This window comes from Streptomyces syringium (assembly GCF_017876625.1).
Classification (GTDB): Bacteria; Actinomycetota; Actinomycetes; order Streptomycetales; family Streptomycetaceae; genus Streptomyces; species Streptomyces syringius.
In genome coordinates this window covers 7,258,599-7,283,434 of record NZ_JAGIOH010000001.1, presented here as the reverse complement: position 1 = coordinate 7,283,434, position 24,836 = coordinate 7,258,599, and the positions used below count along the sequence as shown (strand labels likewise).

Here is a 24,836-nt window from a genome sequence, read left to right as displayed (position 1 = left end):
ATTCATGGGGCAACCTCGAGTGTGGGCAGGTAGGTCGACGCCCAGGCCGACACGTAGGCGTCCAGGTAGGGCTGGAGCGGCTCGTCGACGGCCAGGCCGCGGAAGTCGATCTGCTCGGTGGTCCGGGTCATCACGACGTAGTCGGTGAAGCCGTCGCCTTCGGGGCGCATCGCCGGGTAGAGGGCGCTCGGGATGAAGCCCTGGGCGAGGCAGGCGGAGAGCAGGCCGTGCTGGGACAGCGGCAGCAGGGCTTCGACGTAGCCCGCGCCGGCGCGGGTGAGGGTCCGGGTGATGGGCTCCAGCCACGCGGCCGCGTCGGCCGGGCCGGGGTGCGCGGCGACCAGGGCGCAGTAGCCGCCGGTGCGGTTGAGGTAGGCGTACACCTCGAAGCGGCCGTCGTCGGGCATCAGCAGCACATTGGGGGTGTGCAGCGGGTAGAACCACTGGGCGGCGTCGGGGAAGCGCTCGGTGAAGCGGCGGCGGACGAAGGCCGGTGCCTCGATCATCTCCAGCGGCGTGGCCGTCGGTCCGGCGGGCGCGGGGAGCGGGGCGGTGGCCTCGGTGCTGGCGTAGCTGATGCCGAGGCTGCGTTCGACGGTGCGCAGCAGGGGTGCCAGCGGTGCGGGCACCTCGGGCACGGGGAGCCGGCGGTCCAGTACCCCGGCGGAGTGACGCGCGTAGAGTGCGAGGCTTTCACGGCTGCTGAGGTCCACGGCGTTGGGCAGGATGCCCATCGGCCGGAAGCCGTTGCGGGAGACGACGCGCTGCGGGCCGACGCTGACGGTACGGACCGTCGCGTACACCGAGTCCAGCCGCCCGGTGTCCAGCATCCGCGCGCACAACTCCTCGGTCAGCGTCCCGGCCAGTCCGGCCGCCCGGTGATCGGGGTGGACGGCGAGGCCCTCGAGCTTGCCGGTGCGGCTGCCGGCCTCGCCGCGGATGGCCGCCGATCCGGCCAGGCCGCCGGTCCGCGGGCAGCGGGCGACCAGCCAGAGGGAGTGCGGGTCCGCGATGAGGCGGGACATCTCGGCGGGGTCGGTGCCGAGCGCGACGGGGTAGTGCGGTCCGTAGACGGCGTAGTAGAGCTGGCGCAGATCGGCGATGTCGGCGGGGGTCGCCGTGTCGATCGTGGCGGTCATCGCGCTCCTCCCGCGTCGGCCATCGGCCGGCTCCCGGACGCCGGCGCGTCCGCCGCCGCGGCCTCGGTGTCGGTCGTGGTGGCGCTCTCGTGCAGCAGGGCCAGGGCGCAGGCCGCGGGGACGAGCCCGGCCGCCTGGATCAGGCACAGCGTCTGCGCGGAGAGATGGTCTCCGAGCAGGCCGAACAGCAGCGAGGCCACGGGGAACGTCGCACCCAGCAGGGCCTGCATGACGGCGAAGAAGGCGGGCTTGTCGGAGGTGGGGACCAGTCGCTGGAAGAGGGCCACGAAGCGGACACCGATCACACCGACGCACCAGCCGGCCACCGCGAGGCAGCCCGCGATGACGGGCCGTTCGGCGATCAGGCCGGGCAGGGCGAGGGCGACGGCCATGGTGCCCAGGCAGAGCGAGCCGACGACGGTGGGGCGGCCGGGTACCCGGGCGCCGGTGAAGGAGCCGATCAGGGTGCCCGCGCCGAGGGAGGCCTCGAGCAGGGCGACGGTGCCGCCGCCGCCCTGGAGGGACGACCTGGTGTAGAGCGGGATGATGACGAAGACGGCGGTGGTGAAGAGATTGGCCGCGGCGAAGCAGACCAGGATCTTGCGGACGAAGGGCAGGTCGGCGAGGACCTGTCGGAGCGTCCGCCGGGCTTCGGCGCCTTCCCCGGTCGCCTCCGCTGCCTCGGCGCCCTCGGCGGGCGCGGTGCGGAAGCGCGCGGTCGCGATGAGTGCCGCGGCGCACAGATAGGCGGTGGCGCAGCCGACCGCGAGCCCCGCCACCCCGGCGCGGTCGACGATCAGGGCGCCGAGCAGGGCCCCGCCGAGGCTGGCCAGCGACTGGGTGGACAGCTCGAAGCCGGTCGCGGCCTCGATGTCCTCGTCGTCGACGAGTTCGGGCACGGAGGTGGTCAGACAGGGGTCGAAGAACGCCTGGCAGGTGGCGAGCGCCAGCGTCGCGGCGTACGCGGCGGCGAGCGGCAGATTGCTCGTGCCGGCCCAGAGGGCGAGCGCCGCCGCGGTGGCACCGGCGGCGCCGGCCGCCGTGCGCAGCAGGGAGCGGTGCGCGAAGCGGGCGATGGCCCGGGCGACCACGGGGGCGAGGGTCACGGCGGGCAGGGTGCTGACCGCCATGAACAGACCCGAGGCGAGGCCGCGGCCGCTGGACACGGCGTAGGCGACGAGCCACCAGGACACGCCGACCTGGAACATCCGCACCGCGGCCTGGGTGAGGACCTGGCCGAGCCATACGGTGCCGAACGCGCGGTTGCGCAGCACGAGCGGCCGGGTGCGGCCGGTGCCGGTCGTCGGGGTGCTCATGCGGTCGGCCTCTCGTCGATGACGCGGACGAGCTTGCCCGAGCGGGAGTTGACGGCGAGGTCGCGGTGGCGCGCCCACTCGACCGTCAGGGGGTGCACGAATCCGGCGTGCTCGCTGTCGGGGTACAGCGGCCGGGCCGTGTACAGCTCGGTGATGATCTCCTTGGCGAGGACCTCCAGCTCCGCCGGGTCGTCGTCGCCCGGTGCGGTGGCCAGGCGCAGGATCAGGCCGTCGCGGCCGTCCCAGCGGCGGACCACGAGCTGGGAGCCCATGACGCGGCCCCGGGTGTCGGCGGCGGTGACGGCGGCCTGCGCGTCCTGCGAGTACAGCGAGACGGGTCCGACACGGACGCCCTCCTCCGCACGGCCGAGGATGCGGAAGTGGCCTTCGGTCTCCGTCCATTCCGCGCGGTCGCCCGCGGGGTAGCGGATGATCGGCATGAGGCGGCGGAAGAGGCTGGTGACGACGACGCGACCGGGCCGGTACGGCTCGGTGATCACTTCGCCGGTGGTCTCGTCGAGGATCTCGACGACGGAGTGCGGGGTGAACGCGCGGTGCAGCCGCGCGTCCGGTCCGGGCACGGGGCAGCCGAGCAGTCCGGCGTCGACGCTGGCGTAGCCGAGCGAGCGGGCCTCGGCGTTGGGGAAGGCGGCGGCCAGCAGTCGGCGCTGGTCGTCGAAGAGCGCCTCGCCGCCGAAGAACAGCAGCTCCACGTCGGGGAGCTGACGGCCCATGGAGATCAGGTGCTCGGCGAGCCGGCACAGGGTGGTCGGGGTACCGGCCACCACCTGTGCGGCGAAGTCATGGAGGGTGGGGATCGTCGACTCCAGCGGGGCGCCGCCGCCGATGGGCAGCCGGACGTTGTCGACCGGGGCGTGCGCGAGCGAGTCGAGGATGAACAGGAAGCTGGCGTACAGCTCCCCGGCGTAGAAGAGGTCCGCGACCCGGTGGCCGGGGCGCAGCCCCGCCTCGAGCAGACCTTGGCCGAAAACGGTGACGAACTCCCGCCACTCGTCCCGGGTGTAGCAGGAGAACTTCGGCGCACCACTGGTGCCGCCGGTCTTGAAGACGGTCGCTTCGGCAAGGGGCGCGGTCAATACGCGGTTGTTCTGCAAGGTGTTGGCTTGCCAGAACGCGCTCTGGTCCACGACGGGAAGGTCCGCGAGGCGGTCCGCGTCCGGCGGGAGGTCGGCGTAGAGCTCGGCGTAGAACGGCGAGTGGTGACGGGCGTGGCGTATGAGGTCCGAGAGCTGATGGACGGGCATGAAGGCCTTGTCTGGATGAAGACGAGAAGGGCAGGAGTGTGCGCGGCAAGGCGGGTCTCAGAGCCCGCCACCTGCCTACGGTGTTCGACGGGGATCGCAACGGCGTCAGAACTGACGCGCGGTCACGTCCCCGGAACATCGAAGAAGATACCGCAAACTTTCCTTCGCTTCTTACACAGATGGCCTGAATTGGCAATGATTTAACGGTGTACGAATGGGAAGCGCCTCGTTCTGGAACCTCGGTCCGGAACCTCAGGGAGTCAGCGGGGTGACGACCACGAAGCGCAGCCCCGGTGACTGCATGGGCAGGAACATCTGGGTGGTGACGAGGACCTCCGCCCCCTGATGGCACGGCAGGCGCAGCCGGAAGCGGCGGCCGTCGTGGTGTTCGGCGACCTCATAGCCCTCCGCCCAGATCCGCCGGCAGACGGCGTCGGCGGCCAGGACCTCCCGCAGCAGCTCCTGGAGCTGGGTGTTGCCCTGGTCCTGACAGCTCGCGACGCGCAGTGTGGCCAGATACACCCGCGCGCAGCTCTCCTCCCAGTCGAGCACCTGCTCACGGGCCTCCCGCGAGGTGAGCCCCCAGCGCATCAGATTGGGGCGGGGCCCCTTGACCCAGGGGAACCACTCGGCCATGGGCGCGTTCGCCGCGACGATGTTCCAGGCGGCGTCGGCGAGATAGGCCGGATGCGGCGCCTGGTGGCGCAGCAGCGCGAGCAGGGCCGGGTCGAGCGCGGTGTGCGCGGGCGGCGGATCGGTGGGCGGCCGACGCCCCAGGACGCCGAGGAAGAGCGTGAGCGTCTCGGTCCCGTTCAGCCGCAGCGCCGCCGCGACGCGCAACAGAAAGGCGTCGGAGAAATCGCGGTGGGAACCGGTTTCCAATGCCCGGTACCAGCCTTCGCTCACACCTGTCAGACGGGCCACGTCCGCCTGCGACAACCGCCCTCTCGACCGGTAGCCGGGGCCCCGCAACTCGGGTATGGAAGCACGGTCGACCCGGGCCCGCCAGGCGCGGAGCAGTCGGCTCATGGGCTCTTCACCGGGCCGCGAAAACCCTCGCGATCCCGTGACGCACCCTTGACTCTCCGTCATTCCGCTTGCCCCTCTTCGCTCGCCGTCGCAGATCAGGTTCTACATGATCAACACCAGAACACGCCAACATATGGCAAGTAAAGGACAAGGGGGATGAGGGGCGCGTTAGTTGATGCCAATACTTATTTGCTTTAGCAATCGAGCATAGAACCGTCACTGACACTCTCGGTACTGCGAGTGGCGGACGATCTGGTGCACACTCTGGCGGCACAGGGCACCGCCCACCTCCCGCTGGGCCACATGTCCGCAGGTGCGAGCCGGTATGCGGTGGCCGTGGGCGCAGCACGAAGCCGTACAGATCCGCGGAGGCACATCGGAATGCAATTCCAGGTTCTCGGGCCGTTGAGCATCACCGACGGTTGTGACAGTGTCGTGCTGCAGCCCTCGAAGCCGACGGTTCTGCTCGCCACCCTGTTGCTCCGCCATAACTCCGTGGTGTCCACCGAGTTCCTCCAGAGCGCGATTTGGGGCGAGGATCAACCCGCCTCCGCAAAGGCGGCTCTGCAGAATTGCGTGCTGCGGCTGCGGCGCATCTTCCTCAAGTACGGCATAGCCAACGCGCTGATCGAGTCGGTCCCCGGCGGATATCGGATATCGATCGGGACCGCGGCGCTCGACCTCATGAGGTTTCGGCAACTGCTCGATTCCGCCGATGCCGCGGGGGATCCCGATACGGAACTCCGGGCGCTCAAGGAGGCACTCGCCCTCTGGCAGGGCCCCTTCCTCTCCAATGTGCCCTCCGATGTGCTGCGCCGGGACGAGATTCCGCATCTCGTGGAGGAACGGCTGCGGGCGGTGGAACGCGCCCGTGACATCGAACTGTCCCTGGGACGGTGCCAGCAGGTCATCACGGAGCTGTGGACCGTGGCCCGGGCGTACCCGGCGCGCGAGCGGTTCCGGGAACAGCTCATCGAGGCCCTGTACCGGTCCGGCCGGCAGGCCGAGGCGCTGGCCGAATACCGTGCGGTCAAGGGATATTTGCGGGAGGAACTCGGCGTCAGTCCCGGCTCCTCGCTGCAACGGCTGGAGATGACCATTCTGCGGGGCGGCGACATCGGCCCGCCCGTCCCCGACGACCGCGGCGCCCTGGAGGGCCCGGCCGTTGCCGCCGCGGCAGCGGGCCTCCCGCCCGCCGAGGTCCCGCCGGCGCCGCCGAAGGCACGAGCCGCCCTGACCGCAGCACCACCCCCGACGGCGCGACCGATCGCCCCCGTCCCGCACTTCACCGGGCGGACGGCCGAGACGGCTTCCCTCGTCACCCGGCTCACCACCGGTGCCTCCCGGCCCGTCACCGTGGTGCTCTCGGGCGCGCCCGGCATCGGCAAGACCGCGCTCGCCCAGCACATCGCGCTGCTGACCCGTGACGCCTTCCCCGGCGGCCGGTTCCTGGTGCCGATGTCCCACCCCGACGGCACCCCCCGCTCCCCCGGCGAGATCGCGTCCGCACTCGCCCGGCGCGAGCACCACCGGGCGGACGACGCGCCGGACCACGGCGCCGGACGGCTGCTCGTGCTCGACGACGTCACCGACGCGGAGCAGGTACGGCCGCTGCTGCCGACCCGCCCCGGCAGTGCGGTGATCATCACCAGCGGTCTCGGCCTGGCCGGGCTGGTCGCCGCGCACGGCGGCTGGGCGCACCGGCTCGACACCCTCACCGAGGAGGAGTCCTGCCGGCTGCTGGCCGCCGTCCTGGGCACCGAGCGGGCCGAGGCCGAGCCGGACGCGCTGCGGCTGCTCGCCGCCGGGTGCGGGCACTTCCCGCTGGCCCTCACCATCATGGCGGCCCGGCTCCTCACCCGGCCGCGGCTGCGCGTCGCGGACTGCGCGGCCTGGCTGCGGGACGACCCGGTCACCCGGCTGTCCCTGGCCGGCGACCCGCGCCTGTCGGTGCCGAGGGTGTTCGCCACCGCGCTCGACCGGCTCGACCCGCTCCTCGCCGACGCGTTCCTGGCGATCGGCCGCTGCGACCGCCGGCGGTTCACGGCCCGGCTGGGCGCCCGGCTGCTGGGCGTGGCGCCGCAGGAGGCCGAGGAGACGCTGGAACGGCTGGTGGACGCCGGGTTGCTGGAGGAGGAGCCGGCCGGTGAGTACCAGATGCACGAGCTGCTCCGGGCGTTCGCGCGCGCCCGGCCGGGCGGCGGCGGCCCAACAGCGGTGCCGGCCGCCACCGCCGCGGCTTCCCCCTGAGTCTCCCGGCTCCTCCTGACTGGCCCTGACTTCCCGCTCGCCTGCCCCCGAAGTGCCCCCCGTAGCCGCCGACCACAGAGGTGTTCCACATGCCCGAAGCCTATGAGGCGATCGCCCGGACCCGGCCCCGCATCCGCCGGGACGTGCTCTTCACCGAGACCCCCGACGGGGTGCTGTTCCACAACGCGCACGGCGGTTTCCACCTCAATTCCCCCTCCGCCTACCGCTTCGCCACCCTGGTCGTCCCGCACCTCAGCGGCGAGAACCGCGTCGAGGACATCTGCCGGGGTCTCGGGGAGAAGCAGCGGGCCATGGTCGCCCGTCTGGTGATGACGCTCTACGAGCGGAAGTTCGCCCGCGACGCCCCCGCCCCCGACGAGGCGGCGACGGCCCTCGCCCCCGAGGTCGGCCGGCGCTTCGCCGCGCAGCTCGCCTACGTCGACCACTACGTCGACGACGCACCCCGGCGCTTCGAGCGGTTCCGGGACACGCGGGTGGCGGTGCTCGGTGACGACCTCGTGGCCCGCTGGTGCGTTCTCGCTCTCGTGCGCAACGGCTGCGCGTCGATCGACGTCCTGCCCGGCGCCGACACCGAGGAGAACCGGTTCGAGGAGGTCCGTGCCGAGGCGTCGGCCCTGGCCGCCGAAGGCTGCCCGGTGGAGATCGGCGTCCTCGGTGACGGCGACGCCGACCTCGGCTGGGCGGACCTCGCGGCGTACGACGCCGTTGTGGTCACCGGCGGGCCCGCCGGACCCCGGCGGCTGCTGCGGCTGCTGACGGCCGGTGTTCCCGAGGGCACGTACCTGCTTCCCGCCTCCATGTTCGGCTCCCACGCGGTCGTCGGCCCGCTGATGGCATCCGGCACCACCGGCTGCTGGGCCTGCGCCGTGCTGCGGCTGGGCGCCAACGGCGACGCGGGCGCGGCGGCCGAGCTGTGGAGCGGGCTGGCCCTGCCCACGGCCGGGGCGCCGGTGGGCGAACTGCCCGGCCGGAGCCTGTCGGCGATGATCGGTAATCTCCTCGGGTACGAGATCTTCCGGATCGCCACGGGGGCGCTGCCCGCCGAGACACGCGGACAGGTCATCGTCCAGGACACCGATTCCTTCGACGTCGTCGCGGAGCCTTTGCTGCCGCACCCGCGCTGTCCGTTCTGCGCCACCCACGACGAGACGCCCGAGGACCTCGCCCTGGAGGCCCTGCCGGGGCCGGGGCAGGCCCCCGTCACGGTGGAGGTCGACCCGGACGCGCTGCTCGCGGAGCTCAACGGCCGCCAGGCGCTGGTCCGCCCGCACACCGGTGTCTTCCACCGGTTCACCGACGAGCCCTGGCCCCAGACCCCGCTGAAGGTCGGCAGCGTGAGCCTGTCCGTCGGGCACACCGCGCGGCGGCAGATCGCCGCGTTCGACATCCACACGGTGGCCGGCGCCCGGCTGAGGGCCCTGGACGCGGCCGCTGCCGTCTACGCCGAACACGTCGCCCCGCTGAAGGGGGTCCGCGCCACCGAGGACGTCACCGCCGCCGAGCTGGAGCACGCCCCGGACCCCGCCGCGTACTCCGTCGCCGGCGGCCTTCCCGCCGGCCCCGGCCAGGTGACGCACTGGGTCCCCGCGACCTCGCTGCTCACCGAGGAGCGGGTGCTCGTACCGGCCGGTGCCGTGCGCACCTTCGGCCCGTACAACCGCCACCGGCTGTACGTTTCGACCTCCGCCGGTACGGGCGCGGGCCCGACGGCCGCCGCGGCGGCGGGCCGCGGGCTGCTGTCCGCTCTCGCCCACGACGCCCTGGGGCACGCGGTACGCGGCTCGGGGCAGGTGACGCGGGTGGCGGCGGAGACCGTCGGGGACGACGCGGAGCTGGTCTTCCTCCTCGCCTCCGCCCGTAACCTCGGCATCGGTATCGAGCTGGTGGACCTCGGGGAGTCGACGCGCTCCTCGGCCCACGTCCTGCTGTGCCGCGCCGCCGACCCGCGCGGCGGGGCCGGGCTGTGGGCGGTGGCCGGGGAACTCGGCTGGCGGGACGCGGCGGCCGCGGCGGTCCGCGATGTGCTCGGCCGCGCCCAGCTCGAACGGGAGCTGCCCGAGGGCGAGTCGGCCGACACCGGTGACCCGCTGCTGGGTGACCTCGCCCCCGAGACCCTGGCCGTCACCGGGGAGAGTGCCGCCCGCGGCGCCGAGGGCACCTCGTACCCGGCGGTGCTCGCGCGGCTGCGGGCGACGGGCCGGGACGCCCTGGCCGTGCCCACCGGCCCGGCCGATCTGGCGGCCGGCGGCATCACCACGGCCCGGGTGCTGCTCGCTTCGGGGGCGGCCCGTGCCCAGCGGTGACGCCGCCGGAGCGCCCGGCCCCGTGGCGGAGTTCTGCCGGGCCCTGGGCGACGCCGTGCGGCGGGCGCTGCGGGGGCGGGACGGCGAGCCGGTGGAGGTGGAGGTGTCGGCGCTGGGCGTGCGCGACGAGCTGACGGCCGGGCCGTCGGCGCCGTCCGACCCGGCGGCCGTGCCCGTGCTGCTCTACGGTCACCACGCGCTGGTCGGTCCGCTCCCCCGCCCCGGCGGCGAGCGGCGGCCCTGCGCGCGGTGTCTGGCCCGCCGTTGGCAGTCGGTGCGGCGGCGTTCGCTGCGCGACGCCCTGGAGCTCGGCTCCGGCACCCGGGCTGCGGGCGTCGCGCCCTACGCGACACCGTTCGCGGCCGACGCGATCGCCGCGCTGATCGTGTCGGCCCGGGCAGCCGACCGGGCAGCCGGCGAGGGGCCCTTCGCCGCCGTCCACCTCGTGGACCTGGAGACGCTCCGGGTGAGCCGCAGGCTGCTGGTGCCGGACGCGGAGTGCCCCGGCTGCGGGCGGCGCGTCCCCGACAGCCCGCGGGCCGCGGCGGTGGAGCTGCCGCCGACGCCCAAGCACCGTCCCGGCTCGTTCCGGCTGCGCGGCATCGAGACGTACGACCTGCCGGCGGATGCGTTCGCCAACCCGGTCTGCGGCGCGCTCGGCCCCGCCGTCGTGCACGACGTGGGCTCGGCGTCCACCGCCGCGACCGTCGGATGCTTCGAGCTGCGCTCCGGCTCCTACCTCCGGGAGACGTTCTGGGGCGGCCACGCCGATTCCTACGCGCACAGTGAGCGCGTAGGGATTCTGGAGGGGCTCGAACGGGCCGCGGGCATGCGGGCCCGGGCCAAGGCGACCGGGGTGGTGGCCTCCTGGGAGTCGCTGGGCGAGAACGCGCTGGACCCGCGCGTGTGCGGTCTGTACGACCCGGCGTTCCACCGCGACAACCCCCACGTGGTGCCCTTCTCCCCCGGCCGGCGCATTCCGTGGGTGTGGGGTCACTCCCTGCGGGACCGGCGCCCGGTGCTGGTGCCGGAGGTACTGACGTACTACGGCACACCCGGCCTGGAGAACCGCTTCGTGCAGGAGAGCTCCAACGGCTGTGCCTCGGGCGGCAGTCTCGCGGAGGCCGTCTACTTCGGGCTGATGGAGGTGATCGAGCGGGACGCCTTCCTGCTGGCCTGGTACGGCCGGGCGGCGCTCCCGGAGATCGACCCCCGCTCCAGCCGCGACCCCCGGACCCGGCAGATGGTCGACCGGCTGGAGATGTACGGGTACGAGGCGCGGTTCTTCGACACCCGGGTGACGTTCCCCATCCCGGTCGTGACCGCGGTCGCCGTCCGCCGGGACGGCGGGCCCGGCGCCCTGTGCTTCGGCGCGGGGGCGGGCCTCGACCCGGAGGCGGCGATCAGCGGCGGGCTCTGCGAGATCGCGACCGACGCCGTGAATCTGCGCGGCAGGACCGAGCGCGACGGGGCGCGGCTGCGCGCGATGGCCGCCGACTTCGACAAGGTGCTGGCGCTGCACGACCATCCGCTCGTCTACGGGCTCCCGGAGATGGCGCACCACGCGTCGTTCCTGCTCGGTGCGGCGGGCGCGCCCCGGCCGCCGAAGCTCTCCGTCGCGGAGCTGTACGGTCGGCAGCGGCCCGTGCTGCCGGTCTCGGCCGACCTGGCGACCGACGTGGGAACCTGCGTCGACGCGGTGGCCGCGGCGGGCTTCGACGTGATCGTCGTCGACCAGACCCTGCCGGAGCAGCGGGACCTGGGGCTGCACACGGTGAGCGTCCTCGTCCCCGGGCTGGTCCCCATCGACTTCGGCCGGCGGCGCCAGCGGGCGCTGCGGATGCCCCGGACCCGCACGGCCCTGTACGAGGCGGGGCTGCGCGAGCGGGAGCTGCTGCCCGGTGAGCTCAACCCCGCCCCGCACCCCTTCCCGTGACCCCGCGGCGTCCCGTCGCGCCCGCGACCACCGGCTCACGACCGACAACCCCCAGACAAGGAGTTCCCATGGGTTTCGCCCATGAATACGCGGCTGCGATCATGCAGCGCGGCCGGGTTCACATGGAACCCGTCAGCTTCGTGCCCGACTGGTCGGACCGGCCGCGCAAGGGCAAGTTCTATCCGGGGGCCGAGTCCTTCCCGCTGCCGGAGGGCGACTGCCCGGCCACCGCGACCGTGCGGGCCGGTGTCCTGCCGGACCGTGCCGAGCGGGACGATCTGTTCACGCTGCCGCTGCTCGGCGGCATGCTGCTGGACTCCTACGGCCGGGTGGGCCGCCGCCTCGGCGTCCAGGCCAACACCGATCTGCCGTCCCTGCCGTGCTACACGGATGCGAACTTCTCCCGCGGCACCGCGTCGGGGGGCGGCCTCTACCCCGTCACCGTCTACTGGGTGTCGGGTGCCTCCGGTCCTCTGACCCCGGGGGTGTACCACTACTCGACGACCCACCACGCGATGCAGCGCCTCCTGGCGGGCGACGTCAGCGCCGAGGTGCGCGAGGTGCTCGGGGACCCCGAACTCCACCGGGACTGCGACCAGTTCCTCGTCCTGGGTGTGAAGTTCTGGCAGAACTCCTTCAAATACAACAGCTTCTCCATGCACGCGGTGAGCATGGACGTCGGCGCCGTCCTGCAGACCTGGCGTATCTGGGCGCGCGCCCGGGGGCTGCGGGTCGAGCCCGCCCTGTGGTTCGACGAGGAGCGGCTGGGCCGGCTGCTCGGGGTGTCCATCGAGGAGGAGGGCGTCTTCGCGGTCGTCCCGCTCCGCTGGGAGCGGACCCGCCCCGCGGCTGCCCGCCCGGCGGCGGTGCCCGGCGATGCCCCGTCCGTGCGCCGTCGGGACAGCGAGCGTTCCCGGCGGGTGCTGACCTTCGAGACCGTACGGCGGATCCAGGCGGCGACCGCCGAGCACGCGACGGCCCGCCCGGCCGCCGGTGCGCTGCTGCCCGCCGCGGTGGCGGCCGTGCCCGGCGGGGAACGCCTCGCCCTGCCGGAGCCGCGGCCCCCGGAGATGCGGGTGCGCGAGGCGCTGCGCGGGCGCCGCAGCAGCTTCGGCCGGTTCGACGCGCGGCGCCCCGTCGAGGGCGAGGACCTGGCGGCCGCGCTGGCCGCCTGCGCGGCCGCGTCGCTCGACAGCGACGCCGGTGACGGCGCGGGCGGGGCGCGGCTGACCCGGTTGTACGTCTTCGTCAACCATGTGCGGTCCGTCGCCCCGGGCGCGTACGCCTACGACCCCGACACCGGGGAGCTGGTGCTGGTGAAGCCCGGTCCGCCGGGCGGTTTCCTCCAGCGCAACTACTTCCTGTCCAACTACAACCTGGAGCAGGCCGGGGCCGTCGTCGTCCCCGCCGTGCGCACCACGGCGGTGCTCGACGCGGTGGGTGACCGGGGGTACCGGCTGGTGAACGCCACGATCGGGGCGGTCGCCCAGACCTTCTACACCACCGCCACCGCGCTGGGGCTCGGCAGCGGGGTCGCGCTCGGCTTCGACAACCTCTCCTTCGTCGAGGAACTGGGGCTCGCGGCGACCGGTGAGGCACCGCTGCTGGTCATGCTGATCGGTCACGAGCGGCCGGGCACAGCCGACTTCCGCTACGAGATCGCCTGACGTGGGCAGGAGGAGAGAGACCGCCGTGGCACCCCCCGCCGTGACATCCGCCGTGACACCCCCCGGCACCCCGACGGCCCGGGACGCGGACCGCGCGTCGTGGGTCCTCCGCCGGCAGTTCATGCTCCGCGTCGCCGGGCTGCCCATCGCGTCGGTGGCTGCCTTGCGCTGTCCCGACAGCAGCCGGTGGGCGGACCGTGTGCTGCGCGAGGAGGACCGGCTGCTGGCCCGTGGCGCCGAACTCAGCGACCTGCTGCACCCCTTGGTCAAGGACACCCTCAATGACGGGGACCGCCGCGGGCTGCTGGGCCTGCGCCGCCGGCTCTTCAACGGGCGCCCGCCGAGGGACGGCGACGCCGCCGTGGCCCTGGTGGCCGGTGCCGACCCCGGCGGCACGCTGGCGGGCGAGGTGGCCGACTGGCTGCGCGACGGGCGGCGGCTGGCGGAACTCCACGCCGCCGGCGGGCCCGTGCTGGCCGAGGAAACCGTCCGGACGCGGGCCGCGCTGCGGCGCCTGATCGGTGAGGAGCGGCTTCGGCGGGGGCTGTTGCTCGCCTCGCCGACGCTGGAGGGCAGGCTCGATGCCTACGCGGCCCACGACCCGGCGGCCCCGCCGGACAAGCGGCTGCGCAAGGTCGAGCGCTCCGCCCTGGCCTATCTCTACCGGACCGCATGCAAGACCAGCCCGTTCAGTACCTTCACCGCGGTGGCACCGGGCGAGCTGGTCACCGGCGGCGAGGAGACCACCCTCGTCCCCGACACGTGGCACAGCCATCCGCGGCTCAATGTGGTCGCCCTGGCCCGGCTGGCCGAGCTGATAGCCGCCGAGCCCGGACGGCGGGCCGACCTCCCGGTCTCCCTCGCCTCGGGCTGGGAGCTCGACGACGACCGGATCCGCTACGTCCGGCGCCAGGTCACCACCGGCGACGACCAGGCGGCCGTCACCTTCGACGCGGCGGGTGACCAGCTGTTCTTCCTGCGCCGCAGCGGAACGCTGGAGCGGCTGCTCGGCCTGTTCGCCCAGCGGCCCGCACTACGGTACGGCGAGTTGGTGCACTGGCTGAGCGACGACCAGGGCGCCGGGACCGAGGAGAGCGAGCGCTATCTCGCCGCGCTGCTGCACCTCGGCATGCTGCACGTACCGTGTCTGCGCACCGACGTCCACAGCACCGACCCGCTGCGCTCCTTCCGTGACGCGCTGCGGGCCCTCGACCGCCCCTGGGCCGACCGCCTCGCGGACGCCCTGGGCCGGCCCCTCGCCTGCGTCGACGGCTACGCCACCGCCACTCTCGCCCGCCGCCGGGAGCTGCTGGCGGAACTGCGGGACGCGCTGCGGAGCATTCAGCGGGACCTGGGCGGGGACCACACACCCTCGTCCCCGGGGCTTCCGCAGACCCTCCTGTACGAGGACGTCACCGCCGGGCACACCGACGTGACCTGCGCGCCGGGGCCGCCGGGCGCGTCCGGCGCGCTGGACGCGCTGCGGGAGGTCGAACGGATCCTGCCCGCCTTCGATCTGACCCTGCCGCAGCGCATCACGCTGAAGGGCTTCTTCGTGGCCCGTTACGGCAGCGGCGGCCGTTGCACGGACCTCTTGAAGCTCGTTCACGACTTCCACGAGGACTTCTACGATCAGTACCTGACGTTCACCGCACGCCGGAAACCCTTCGACGAGGACGGCGCGTACGTCCCGGAGGCCAACTGGCTCGCGCTGCCGGGCATCACCGCCGTCGACCGCGCCCGCACCCGGTGGGTGGAGGGCATGCGCGGTGTGTGGGACACCGCGCGGGACGCCGAGGAGGTCCGTCTCGACACCGGCCTTCTCGACGCGGTCGCCGCCGAACTCGCGCCCGTGGCACCGGACTTCCTCCCACAGAGCCACTTCGTCCAGCTGGTGCGGAGGGACGGTGACCCGCTGGCGGTGCTCAACCAGTCCTACGGCGGGCTCGCGTTTCCCTTCAGCCGCTTCACGCACTGCTACCCGGGCGAGGGCGGTCTCACGGAGCGGCTCCGGCGGGCCGCGGCCGCGACGGCACCCGGGGGTGCGGTGTTCGCGGAGATCACCGGCGGGTCGGTCACCAGCAATCTCAATCTGCACGGGCGGCTCACCGACTACGAGATCGTCTGCCCGGGCGAGACCGGATCGGGTCCGGCAGACAGTCACATCCATCTGGACGACCTCTCGGTCGAGCACGACGCGGCCACCGACCGCCTCGTCCTGAAGTCCCGGCGGCTGGGGTGCGAGGTCGTGCCGGTCTACCTCGGCTATCTCGTACCGCTCGCACTGCCCGAGATCCCCCGCACCCTGCTGCTGCTCTCGCCCACCTCCATGGCCCCGCTCGACGTCTGGGGCGGTGTACCCACCGGCGGTGACGGCAGCGCCGTGGCCCACCGGCCCCGGGTGCGGTACGGCGGCGTCGTCCTCAGCAGGCGCAGCTGGACCACCGTGGCGGGGGCCCTGCCGCAGTGGTCCGCGCGGGTGGACGAGGCACGGTGGTTCGTGGACTGGCGGCGGTGGCGGCGCGCACACGGGGTGCCGCGCCGCGTGTACGCCACGGTCTCCCCTGCGGGCGGGGCCCGTGCGTCGTCCCCGGCGAAGCCGAGTTACGTCGACTTCGACAGCTATCTCTCCCTCACCGCCCTGGACGGCCTGCTCAAGGGCGGCGAAATGGACCGGGTGGTGTTCCGCGAGGCGCTGCCGGACGAGAACGAGCTGCACGTCACCTCCGGTGCCGGCCGTCATGTGGCCGAGCTGGCCGTGGAGACCCTGCGCACCACCCGCAACGGGCCTGACCGGGCTGACAAGGCTGACAGAAAGGAACCGGTGCACTGAGATGCCCGAGACGACCACGGGCGAGTGGCAGGCCCTGCACATCCACTACGCCGCCAACCCGCGGCCCCTGCTGATCCAGTGCGTCAGCCCGCTCCTGGCCCAGCTGACCGCCGACGGACTGCTCGCGGGCCACTTCTTCATCAACTACTGGCTGGAGGGCCCGCACGTACGGCTGCGCCTGAGACCGGCGACCGCACAGGCCACGGACGAGGTCCTCGCGCGTGCCGAGCGGGCGGTCGGCCGCTTCCTGCGGGAACGTCCGGCGCTGTACGAGGTGGATTCCTCCGGTTTCCTCAACGAGTTCTACAACACGCTGTTCGAGCTGGAGTTCGCCGAGGAGGAGCGGGGCGGCTTCCTCGCCCCCGACGGCCGGATGCGGCTGCGCCCGAACAACAGCTTCAGCCGTGAGCCGTACGAGCCGGAGTACGGCAAATACGGGGGCCCGGCCGGGGTGGAGCTCGCGGAGTGGCACTTCCAGCACTCCAGCGAGCTGGTCATCGACGCGGTGCGGGAGATGAATCTGCATCTGCGGACGGTCCGGCTGGGCACGGCGGCCCAGCTGATGATGGTGATGGCCGGTGTCTTCCTGCCCGACCGGGCGGAGCTGATCGACTACCTGGACCGCTATCACGCCTTCTGGCACAAGGCGTTCTCCGGCACCGACCTCATCGGCTCCGACGCCTACGACCGGGCGTACGCGTCGATGGGCTCCGGGCTCGGCCGGCGCTTCGACGCGGTGCGCGCGGCGGTGGGCGACGGCGGGACGGGCCGGCTGCCCGGTTTCCTCAGCGGCTGGGCCCGGCACTGCCGCGAACTGCGCGACCGCGCCACCGCCCTGACCACGGGCGAGGGCCTGGTCTTCCGCTCCTGGGACAGCACCCGGGACGAGCGGATCACGGACCCCGCCGTGTCGCTGCCGCTGCTCCTGTCGCCGTACATGCACATGACCAACAACCGGCTGCATGTGACGATCCGCGACGAGGCCTATCTGTCCCACGTGCTGGGGCGGGCGCTGCGCGAGGGCGCGCCGCCCGCGGAGGCCGGGCGATGAGCGTGCCGGCGCGGCGGCCGGCGCTCCGCCCTGAGGTACTGCTCAGCCCGGGGATGCGGCGGGGGACGGCCCGCATCCATGTGGTGAAGGACCCGGCGAGCGGAAAGTCCTTCGAGGTCGGGCCCAAGGAGTACTTCCTGATGGCCCGCCTCGACGGGGAGCGAACCCTGGACGGGATCGGCGAGGAGTACGCGCGGCACTTCGGGCGCGCTCTGGGCGAGGCGCACTGGCGGCGGCTGCTGGGGCTTCTGTGGGAGCGCGGTCTGCTGGTGGGCGCCGAGCCGGTCGCCCCCGCGCCGGTGGAGCCGCCGCCCCGCCCGACGCTGTGGAAGGGCAAGCTCCGGCTGGTCGCCGACGCCTCCGCCACCACTGAGCGGCTGTACCGGGCGACCGGCTTCGCCTTGTCCGCCCGCTTCCTGCTGCCGGTGCTGGCGCTGGTCGGGGCCATGGAGGCCACACTCGTCCTGCACCTGGAGGGGCTCGTCCGGGACACGGGCTGGCTGCTGAGCCGTCCGGTGCCGCTGCTCGCGGTGTTCAGCCTGCTGTGGGTGAGCACGGCGCTGCACGAATTGGCGCACGGGGTGGTCGCCCGGCACTTCGGGGGCACCGTCGGCGAGATCGGACTGCGCTGGCACCTGCCCATGGTGTTCATGTACTGCGAGGTCGGCAATTACCTGTATCTGCGCACCCGGTGGGCACAGGTGGCCACCGCGGTGGCGGGCACCGTCATGAACCTCCTGTTCCTGCTGCCCTTCGCCGCGCTGTGGGGCGTGCTGCCCGCCGGGGACCCGGTGCGCGCCGCCGTGGCGGGCCTGCTGACCCTCGGCACGGCACAGGCGCTGGTCAATCTGGTGCCCCTGCCCCCGCTGGACGGCTACCGGATGCTCGCCCACGCGCTGGGCATGGCCGACTACGCGACCGAGAGCCGGCGCTTCCTGCGCCTGTTGTCCGCCCGTGTCCTGCGGCGCGGCCCCGGCGTCGGCGCGTACCCGCGCGGGGCACGGATCGCCTACGCCGCCTACGGCGTCGGGTCGGTGGCGCTCGTCGGCGGCAGCGGCGTGGGGTTCGTGCTGCTGTGTCACCACTTTCTGGCGGACCGCTACGGCGTGCCGGCCGCCGTCGTCCCCGCCCTGCTGGTCGCCGTCCTGGTCGCGGTGACCGGCCCCTGGGCCCGCCGCGGCCCAGCCCGCTGAACCGCCTGCCCACCCTTTTCCGGAACCACCCCGGTTTTTTCATCGCTCCAGAGTCGAGGACCACATGACACAAGCAAGGCCGGACGAGCCCGCCATCGTGCTCGAGGACGTGCGCAAGCGGTACGGAGACGTCCAGGCGGTGGCCGGGATCTCGCTCACCGTGGGGCGCGGCGAGTTCTTCGGTGTGCTCGGGCCCAACGGCGCCGGGAAGACGACGCTGATAGAGATCGTGGAGGGACTGCGCGAGGCGGACTCCGGCTCGGTATCGGTCCTGGGCCTACCCCCCTGGCCGCGGAACAGGGCACTGCTGCCGCGCCTGGGCGTGCAGACCCAGAGTTCGGCGTTCTTCACCCGTCTGACGGCCCGTGAGCACCTGTCGACGGTCGCCGCGCTGTACGGCGTCGGGCGGGAGGGGGTGGAGCGGACCCTGTCGCTCGTCGGTCTCCTCGGCCAGGCCGACATCCGTGTCGAGGTGCTCTCCGGCGGACAGCGGCAGCGCCTCGCCATTGCCTCCGCGCTGGTGCACGGCCCGGAACTGATCTTCCTGGACGAGCCGACCGCCGCCCTCGACCCGCAGGCGCGGCGCGATCTGTGGAAGGTGCTGCGCGCGCTGAAGGGCGAGGGCCGCACCATCGTCTACACCACACACCATCTGGACGAGGCCGAGGCGTTGTGCGACCGCGTGGCCATCGTCGTCGCGGGCTCGGTGGTCGCCCTGGACTCCCCCGGCCGGCTGGTCGGCGCGGCGAAGGCACCCACCCGGCTGCTGGTGCCCGCCGACCGCCTCACGGTGGAGCGGGCCGAGCGGATCGAGGGAGTCGACCGGGTCTGCGTGGAAGGCGACTCGGTCGTCATCGAGACCCGCGCGGCCGGGCCCGTGCTGGCCGCCGTCGGCGAGGCCGCGGGCCTCGACGGGGTCCGGACCCGCACCGCCACCCTCGAGGACGTCTACCTCGAACTCACCGGATCGGAGCAGCACGCATGAGCGCGTACGGCGCACTGACCGCGGCCAGTTACCGGGCCTCGGTCCGCGACAAGACGACGGTCTTCTTCACCTTCGCCTTTCCCCTGATCTTCCTGGTGGTGTTCGGGCTGATCTTCCGGGGGCAGACCGTCGAGCAGAGCGGCCGTGGCTACATCGACTACATCGCGCCGGGCGTGCTGTCCTGGGGGGTGGGCAACGCGGCCGTGTTCGGTGTGGCGTTCACGCTCATGCAGTGGCGCAAGGACGATCTGCTGCGGCTCATCCGGATGTCGCCGACGCCGCTGACCTCGGTGCTCGCGTCCCGCTATGTGGTGGCCTTGGTCATCGGCGTGGTCCAGGCGGCGCTGTTCGTCGGCGTGGCGATGCTGCCGGTGTTCGGGCTGCGGCCGAGCTCCACCTGGCCGCTGGCGCTGCCGGTCCTGGTGCTGGGCATCACCGCGTTCCTGGCCATCGGCATGGTGATCGGCTCCCGGGCGAACACGCCGGAGGCGGTGGCGGCGGTCGCCAACTGCGTGATGGTGCCGATGGCCTTCCTGTCCGGGTCGTTCTTCCCGATCGACGCCATGCCCTCGTGGCTGCAGTCGCTCTCCCGGGTGCTGCCGCTGCGTTATCTCAACGACGGCATCTCGGCGGCGGTCTCCGGCCGTGCCGGTCTCGGCAGCACCGGTCTGGCCTGCGCGGGACTCGCCGTCTTCGCCCTGGTCTTCGGGCTGCTGGCCATGAGGACCTTCCGCTGGAGCAACGACACATGAGCACCGACGCCCCCACCCCCGCGCCGCTGGAAGAGGCCGGGCGCCATCTCCGGCGGGCGCTCACCGCACGCTTCGACGCCCGCCCCGAAGGCGCCGCCTCGCACCCCCCGGTCGTCGTCCCCCTCGGCGCGGCGGACGCGTTCCGTCCGGAACGAGACCCGTACGGCGCCGCCCGCGGCGGCGCGAACGTCCACCTCACCGCGCAGGCGGTGCTGATCGGCCCGTGGGGCGCGACGGACGCGGCCACCGCCGCGTGCGGCGGCTGTCTGGCCCGGCGCTGGCAGCGGCTGCGGTCCCGGTCCGAGCGCGACGCGCTGGAGGTCGGCACCGCCCCGCACCCGGTGGGCGACTGGCCGGCCCTGCCGGACTTCGCCGTCGACGCGGTGTGGGCGGTGTACGAGGCGGTCCTGCACTCCGGCCGTCCGGTGGCGGCCGGGCGGCCGGCCGGTGACTGGCACACCGCCGCCGACCTCCCGCTGCCGCAGGTCTCCCGGGTCGATCTGGCGACCCTGCGCGTCACGACGCTGCCGCTGCTGGCCGAGCCGCAGTGCCCGTACTGCCCGCCCCCCGCGTCTGCCGCCCCCGCCGCGTCCGAGGCGGCCCGCGCGCTCCTGCGCTCGCGGCCCAAGCCCGCTCCGGACCGCTACCGGCTGCGGCCGGCGAGGTCCTACCCGATGCCCACGGGTGCCCTGGCCAACCCGGTCTGCGGGGCACTGGGCGAGGGCACCTGGCTCAATGTGACCTCACCGACGACCGCGCCGGTGGCGGGCAGTGTCTTCGTCCGCACCTACGCGGGCCTGTCCGACGTCACCTGGAGCGGCCAGGCGAACTCCTTCGCGGCCAGCCGCGATCTGGCGTTCCTGGAGGGGCTCGAACGGTACGCGGGAATCCACCGGCGGCGCGACGGGCAGGTGGTGGAGGACTCCTACGACGGTCTGCGCTCCCGCGGCGAACACGCCGTCGATCCGCGCGAGTGCGGCACCTACGCACCGCAGACCTACCGGGACGACCCGATGGTGGCCCCCTTCGACCCGGCGCGGACGATCCCCTGGGTCCGCGGCCACTCGCTGCGCGACGAGCGCCCAGTCTGGGTCCCCACCCGGCTGGTGCACTACGGTGCCGGGCTCGCGTCGGACAATTTCGTCTTCGAGAGTTCCAACGGGTGCGCCACCGGGAGCTGTCCGGAGGAAGCCGTCCTGTTCGGACTGCTGGAACTCATCGAGCGGGACGCGTTCCTGCTGGCCTGGTACGGCCGGGCCCGCCTCACCGAGATCGACCTGGACTCGTGCCGGAGCGAGGCGGTGCGCGCCATGACCGCCCGGGCCGCGCTCCAGGGCTACGACGTCCACGCCTTCGACAACCGGGTGGACCTGGCGGTGCCCGTCGTCACCGGGCTCGCCGTGCGCCGGGACGGCGGGCCGGGAACCCTCTCCTTCGCCGCCGGCGCGCGGCTCGATCCGGAGGACGCCGTCGAGGCGGCCCTCTCCGAGGTCCTCAGCTACATCCCGCATCTGGACCGGCAGGTGGAGGAGGACCGCGCCGAGCTGGAGGCGATGGCACGGGACTTCTCCCGGGTGCGGCACCTGACCCACCACGCCCGGTTGTTCGGCCTTCCCGAGATGGCCGCCCACGCCCGGGAGTATCTGGAGCCCGTGGCCGTACGGCCGCTCGGGGACGTCTACCGCGACTGGCAGTCGGTCCGGCCGCGTTCGGGGGACCTGCGGGACGATGTGCTGCTGTGCCGGGACGAGCTGGTACGGGCGGGCTTCGATGTCATCGTCGTCGACCAGACCTCGCCCGAGCAGGAGCGGATGGGGCTGACCACCGTCTCCACCGTCGTCCCCGGGCTGCTGCCGATCGACTTCGGCTGGTCCAGACAGCGGGCGCCGCGCATGCCGCGCATGCGGTCCGCCTTCCGGCGTGCCGGATGGCGGTCGACCGATCTGACCGACGACGAACTCCGTATGGTGCCGCACCCCTTTCCCTGATGATTCCCCTGAGGAACGGCGAAACAGCCCCCTGCTGTCGCAGAGGGCTGTGCCGGGCGCCACGGCCCGATCGGTGAACCGATCAGGCGGAGCAGCTGGTGGTGCTCGTGGTGCTGGAGCAGGTGCTGGTGCTGCTGGAGCTGGTCGAACCGGCGAGGACGACCTCGCTCGCGTCCGAGTAGTCCGAGATCTCGAAGGTCTCGGACTCGAGCTCCAGGATCTCCTGGGCGAGCGAGGCGAGTTCGGTCTTCGGTGCCATGTCTTCTCCCGATGCGTCGAGTCCGGCCGGCCATGAACAGGGGCCCGGCCGGACGTGGTGTTGTCTTGCTCCGCCATCCCAGCAGGACGCGCTCGCCGGGCCCCCGGCGTTCCGCTCTCATTCCGCTCGCACGCGAGTACCACCGCCCGAGTGCTTCCCTCCGATCCCCTGCGAGGAACCGCCATGTCTCCTTCCTCCACGTCCTCCCCGGCCGACCGGGTCCACCGGGTCCTGCTGGGCCTCGACGGCATCATGCTCGCGGCCACCACGCTGTGCCTCGCCGTGCACGCCGAGCCCGAGCTGTCCGGGGAGGAGGAGCACACCGCGGCCCGCCTCGCCGCCTGGCTGACGGCGGACGGCTTCCGGGTGACCCCGGGCGTCGGGGGCCACGGGGTGGTCGGCGTGCTGCGCAACGGCGAGGGCCCGCGGGTCCTGGTGCGGGCCGAACTCGACGCGCTGCCGGTCGCGGAACGCACCGGCCTGCCGTACGCGAGCACGGTCCGCGCACCGGGCCCGGACGGCCGCGGTGTGCCGGTCATGCACGCGTGCGGGCACGATCTTCATCTCGCGGCGGCGGCCGGGGCGGCGCGGCTGCTGGCCCGCGCCGCGCACCTGTGGCGGGGCACGCTCGTGGTCGTCGGCCAGCCCGCGGAGGAGACGCTCCAAGGGGCGCGGGCCATGCTCGAGGACGGTCTGTACGACCGGTTCGGGCGCCCCGACGCCGTACTCGCCCAGCACACCGCGCCGTTCCCGGCGGGCATGGTCGCCCACGGCACCGGTGCGCTGATGGCCGGCAGTCTCTCCTTCGACGTCGTCGTCCACGGCCGCGGCGGTCACGCCGCCACCCCGCACCTGACCGTGAACCCGGTGGCGACCGCGGCGGCCGCGGTCGGCGCGCTGCACGGCCTCGTCGCCACGGTGACGGACCCCGCCGACCGGGCCGTGCTCACCGTGTGCCGGCTGCATGCGGGCGACAGCCTCAACGTGGTGCCCGACCGGGCCACGCTCGGCCTCAGCGTGCGCGCCCACTCCCAGGCCGCTCTCGACGCCCTCGCCGAGGCCGTGCGCCGGACCGTCCACGCCGAATGCGCCGCGTCCGGCCGCGTCGATCCGCCCGAGATCACCCTCGTGTCCCGCTCGGTGCCCAACGTCCCCGATCCGTCTGCCACCGCGGCCGTCCGGGCGGCGCACCAGGCGCTCTTCGGCGCGGAGCGGGTGGCGCTGTGGCCGCCGTCGATGGCCACGGAGGACTTCCCCCTGTTCGGCGACGCGGGACGGGGGATCCACGGCTTCGCCGGGATACCGACGGTGTACTGGATGCTGGGGTCGGCCGGCGCCCGGCAGTGGCGGGCGGCTCCCGGGCGGACACCGGCGGACAAGCTGGCGGCCCTGCCTCCCAATCACTCGCCGGAGTTCGCCCCGGACGTGCGAGGCGCGCTGCCCACCGGTATCTCCGCCATGGTCGCGGCGGCCCTGGACCGGCTGGGGAGCCGCTGAACCCGGTGGCCGGGGGGGCTCAGGCGGGCTCAGCGCCTGCCGCCGCCCGGGCCGAGCCAGGCCAGCGCGCCCGCCACCATGGCGGTCACCCCGGTGGTGAGGGTCGGTTCGATGACCGGGGCGAAGAACGGCGAGTGGTTCGCCGGAACGTCGTGTGTGGTCCCGGCGGCCTCCGCCTCGGCGTAGGTGTCGGGGTCGGTGCCGCCGAACTGCCAGAAACACACCGGCACGTCGGCCGCCGTGCCGAACACACCGATGTCCTCACCCCCGGGCAGCAGCCCCGGGTCGACCACCTTGTCCGCGCCGATCACGGCGCCGATGGCGGTCATGGTGCGGTCCACCGCGTCCACGTCGTTGACCAGCGAAGGGAAGGCGCCGAGCGCAGTGATCTCCGGTTCCCGTGCGGCTCCCGCGGCGGCGGCCTCCTCCCGTACGGCCCGCTCCAGCGCGGCCAGCGCGCGCTGCCGCATCGGGGCCGAGCAGGTGCGCAGGCTCACCTTCAGCCGGGCCGTGACGGGGACGCCGTCGCCCCGCTCGTCGCCCCCCACGGCGGGAGGCGCGTCGTCGGCCGTGATCCGCACGGTGCCCGCGTCACTCATCTCCCGCTCGAGCACCGTCTGCAGCCGGGTCGCCGTGGCGCCGGCCGGGCGGCCGGGGCCCGCGTCGGGCCCGTCCGCACCGAACATCCGTACCCGCAGCACGTCGGTCGCGGCGTACGCCGTACCGGGATGGCAGCCGACCGTGCCCGCGGGCAACCGTATGACGTGCTGCCCGAGGACCACGTCGGGCTTGCCGAACCGGGTGAAGAGGCCGTCGTCGACCATCGCCCGAGCACCCTGGCCCGTCTCCTCGGCGGGCTGGAAGACGGCCAGTACCGTGCCGGACCAGTGTTCACGCCCCTCCGCCAGCAGCCGCATCGCGCCCAGCAGACAGGTGGTGTGCATGTCGTGGCCGCAGGCGTGCATGACGCCGCCGGAGGTGGACGCGTACGGCAGACCGGTGCGTTCCTCCACCGGCAGGGCGTCGAAGTCCGCCCGCAGCAGTACGGTCGGCCCGGCGCCACCGCGCAGGACCGCCACCACACCGGTACGGCCGACCCCCTCGGTCATCTCGAACCCGTACGCCCGCGATCGGCGGGCGACCTCCGCGGCCGTGTGGTGCTCGGCGAAGGACAGTTCCGGGTGGGAGTGCAAGTCCCGGTACAGACCGGCCAGTTCACGGCGCCGTGCCTCGTCGAGGCCGGCCAGCACCCGCGTCGTTTCGTCTGACATGGCGCGACACCCTTCGATCCCTCCGATGCCCCTCCTTGCGGCACCAGCTTCACCCGAAGGGCGGTCACCCGCGACCGCTCG

At 73.4% G+C, this 24,836-nt stretch carries 17 protein-coding genes; 11 read left to right on the top strand and 6 right to left on the bottom strand.

Annotation, left to right across the window (positions count from 1 at the left end):
• Positions 1–2: 2 nt before the first annotated feature.
• The 4 genes from JO379_RS31215 to JO379_RS31200 form a co-directional block, all read right to left on the bottom strand.
• Positions 3–1,139, bottom strand: a complete 1,137-nt coding sequence (locus JO379_RS31215) for a GNAT family N-acetyltransferase (RefSeq protein ID WP_130880373.1) — start codon at positions 1,137–1,139, stop codon at positions 3–5.
• Entirely contained in the window at positions 1,136–2,455 is a 1,320-nt protein-coding gene (locus JO379_RS31210; protein ID WP_209518090.1) for an MFS transporter, read from the bottom strand. Before JO379_RS31210 ends, JO379_RS31215 begins: the two co-directional genes overlap by 4 nt.
• Entirely contained in the window at positions 2,452–3,720 is a 1,269-nt protein-coding gene (locus JO379_RS31205; RefSeq protein WP_209518088.1) for a phenylacetate--CoA ligase family protein, read from the bottom strand. Before JO379_RS31205 ends, JO379_RS31210 begins: the two co-directional genes overlap by 4 nt.
• A 252-nt stretch (positions 3,721–3,972) precedes the next feature.
• Positions 3,973–4,749, bottom strand: a complete 777-nt coding sequence (locus JO379_RS31200) for a helix-turn-helix transcriptional regulator (RefSeq protein WP_209518086.1) — start codon at positions 4,747–4,749, stop codon at positions 3,973–3,975.
• A gap of 381 nt (positions 4,750–5,130) precedes the next feature.
• On the opposite strand from JO379_RS31200, the gene JO379_RS31195 reads away from it, so the two are divergent.
• The 10 genes from JO379_RS31195 to JO379_RS31150 all read left to right on the top strand — a co-directional run bounded on the left by JO379_RS31195 (position 5,131) and on the right by JO379_RS31150 (position 21,728).
• Positions 5,131–6,999, top strand: a complete 1,869-nt coding sequence (locus JO379_RS31195; protein ID WP_209518084.1) for an AfsR/SARP family transcriptional regulator — start codon at positions 5,131–5,133, stop codon at positions 6,997–6,999.
• 89 nt (positions 7,000–7,088) lie between these two features.
• Entirely contained in the window at positions 7,089–9,323 is a 2,235-nt protein-coding gene (locus tag JO379_RS31190; protein ID WP_209518082.1) for a TOMM precursor leader peptide-binding protein, read from the top strand.
• On the top strand, positions 9,310–11,259 hold the full coding sequence (locus JO379_RS31185) for a TOMM precursor leader peptide-binding protein (protein ID WP_209518080.1): 1,950 nt from the start codon (positions 9,310–9,312) through the stop codon (positions 11,257–11,259). Before JO379_RS31190 ends, JO379_RS31185 begins: the two co-directional genes overlap by 14 nt.
• Positions 11,260–11,327: 68 nt before the next feature.
• A complete protein-coding gene (locus JO379_RS31180) occupies positions 11,328–12,926 on the top strand; it encodes a SagB family peptide dehydrogenase (RefSeq protein ID WP_209518078.1) in 1,599 nt (532 codons plus the stop codon).
• A 121-nt stretch (positions 12,927–13,047) separates the two neighbouring features.
• A complete protein-coding gene (locus JO379_RS31175; protein WP_209518985.1) occupies positions 13,048–15,759 on the top strand; it encodes a lantibiotic dehydratase in 2,712 nt (903 codons plus the stop codon).
• 1 nt (position 15,760) lies between these two features.
• On the top strand, positions 15,761–16,810 hold the full coding sequence (locus tag JO379_RS31170; RefSeq protein ID WP_209518076.1) for a lantibiotic dehydratase C-terminal domain-containing protein: 1,050 nt from the start codon (positions 15,761–15,763) through the stop codon (positions 16,808–16,810).
• Positions 16,807–18,003, top strand: a complete 1,197-nt coding sequence (locus tag JO379_RS31165) for a peptidase M50 (protein ID WP_245381597.1) — start codon at positions 16,807–16,809, stop codon at positions 18,001–18,003. The genes JO379_RS31170 and JO379_RS31165 overlap by 4 nt, the downstream gene beginning before the upstream one ends.
• 64 nt (positions 18,004–18,067) lie before the next feature.
• Positions 18,068–18,988: an ABC transporter ATP-binding protein gene (locus JO379_RS31160; RefSeq protein ID WP_209518074.1), complete on the top strand. Its 921-nt coding sequence runs from the start codon at positions 18,068–18,070 to the stop codon at positions 18,986–18,988.
• A complete protein-coding gene (locus tag JO379_RS31155; protein ID WP_130880363.1) occupies positions 18,985–19,740 on the top strand; it encodes an ABC transporter permease in 756 nt (251 codons plus the stop codon). The genes JO379_RS31160 and JO379_RS31155 overlap by 4 nt, the downstream gene beginning before the upstream one ends.
• On the top strand, positions 19,737–21,728 hold the full coding sequence (locus JO379_RS31150; protein WP_130880362.1) for a TOMM precursor leader peptide-binding protein: 1,992 nt from the start codon (positions 19,737–19,739) through the stop codon (positions 21,726–21,728). Before JO379_RS31155 ends, JO379_RS31150 begins: the two co-directional genes overlap by 4 nt.
• 82 nt (positions 21,729–21,810) lie before the next feature.
• On the opposite strand, the gene JO379_RS31145 is transcribed toward JO379_RS31150, so the two are convergent.
• Positions 21,811–21,987, bottom strand: coding sequence for a thiazolylpeptide-type bacteriocin (locus JO379_RS31145; protein ID WP_130880361.1), 177 nt, complete (start codon positions 21,985–21,987; stop codon positions 21,811–21,813).
• A 252-nt stretch (positions 21,988–22,239) separates the two neighbouring features.
• On the opposite strand from JO379_RS31145, the gene JO379_RS31140 reads away from it, so the two are divergent.
• Positions 22,240–23,484: an amidohydrolase gene (locus JO379_RS31140; RefSeq protein ID WP_130880667.1), complete on the top strand. Its 1,245-nt coding sequence runs from the start codon at positions 22,240–22,242 to the stop codon at positions 23,482–23,484.
• A gap of 29 nt (positions 23,485–23,513) precedes the next feature.
• Here JO379_RS31140 and JO379_RS31135 read toward each other — a convergent pair whose 3' ends face one another.
• Positions 23,514–24,755 carry an amidohydrolase gene (locus JO379_RS31135; RefSeq protein WP_130880360.1) on the bottom strand — a complete coding sequence of 414 codons (1,242 nt, stop codon included), beginning with the start codon at positions 24,753–24,755 and terminating at the stop codon, positions 23,514–23,516.
• Positions 24,756–24,836: the final 81 nt, after the last annotated feature.

Coding starts and splice junctions, on each gene's coding strand:
- JO379_RS31195 (WP_209518084.1), top strand. CDS start 5,131: ATGCAATTCCAGGTTCTCGGGCCGTTGAGCATCACCGACGGTTGTGAC.
- JO379_RS31155 (WP_130880363.1), top strand. CDS start 18,985: ATGAGCGCGTACGGCGCACTGACCGCGGCCAGTTACCGGGCCTCGGTC.
- JO379_RS31150 (WP_130880362.1), top strand. CDS start 19,737: ATGAGCACCGACGCCCCCACCCCCGCGCCGCTGGAAGAGGCCGGGCGC.
- JO379_RS31165 (WP_245381597.1), top strand. CDS start 16,807: ATGAGCGTGCCGGCGCGGCGGCCGGCGCTCCGCCCTGAGGTACTGCTC.
- JO379_RS31215 (WP_130880373.1), bottom strand. CDS start 1,139: ATGACCGCCACGATCGACACGGCGACCCCCGCCGACATCGCCGATCTG.
- JO379_RS31190 (WP_209518082.1), top strand. CDS start 7,089: ATGCCCGAAGCCTATGAGGCGATCGCCCGGACCCGGCCCCGCATCCGC.
- JO379_RS31135 (WP_130880360.1), bottom strand. CDS start 24,755: ATGTCAGACGAAACGACGCGGGTGCTGGCCGGCCTCGACGAGGCACGG.
- JO379_RS31200 (WP_209518086.1), bottom strand. CDS start 4,749: ATGAGCCGACTGCTCCGCGCCTGGCGGGCCCGGGTCGACCGTGCTTCC.
- JO379_RS31175 (WP_209518985.1), top strand. CDS start 13,048: ATGCTCCGCGTCGCCGGGCTGCCCATCGCGTCGGTGGCTGCCTTGCGC.
- JO379_RS31160 (WP_209518074.1), top strand. CDS start 18,068: ATGACACAAGCAAGGCCGGACGAGCCCGCCATCGTGCTCGAGGACGTG.
- JO379_RS31145 (WP_130880361.1), bottom strand. CDS start 21,987: ATGGCACCGAAGACCGAACTCGCCTCGCTCGCCCAGGAGATCCTGGAG.
- JO379_RS31205 (WP_209518088.1), bottom strand. CDS start 3,720: ATGCCCGTCCATCAGCTCTCGGACCTCATACGCCACGCCCGTCACCAC.
- JO379_RS31140 (WP_130880667.1), top strand. CDS start 22,240: ATGCTCGCGGCCACCACGCTGTGCCTCGCCGTGCACGCCGAGCCCGAG.
- JO379_RS31170 (WP_209518076.1), top strand. CDS start 15,761: ATGCCCGAGACGACCACGGGCGAGTGGCAGGCCCTGCACATCCACTAC.
- JO379_RS31210 (WP_209518090.1), bottom strand. CDS start 2,455: ATGAGCACCCCGACGACCGGCACCGGCCGCACCCGGCCGCTCGTGCTG.
- JO379_RS31180 (WP_209518078.1), top strand. CDS start 11,328: ATGGGTTTCGCCCATGAATACGCGGCTGCGATCATGCAGCGCGGCCGG.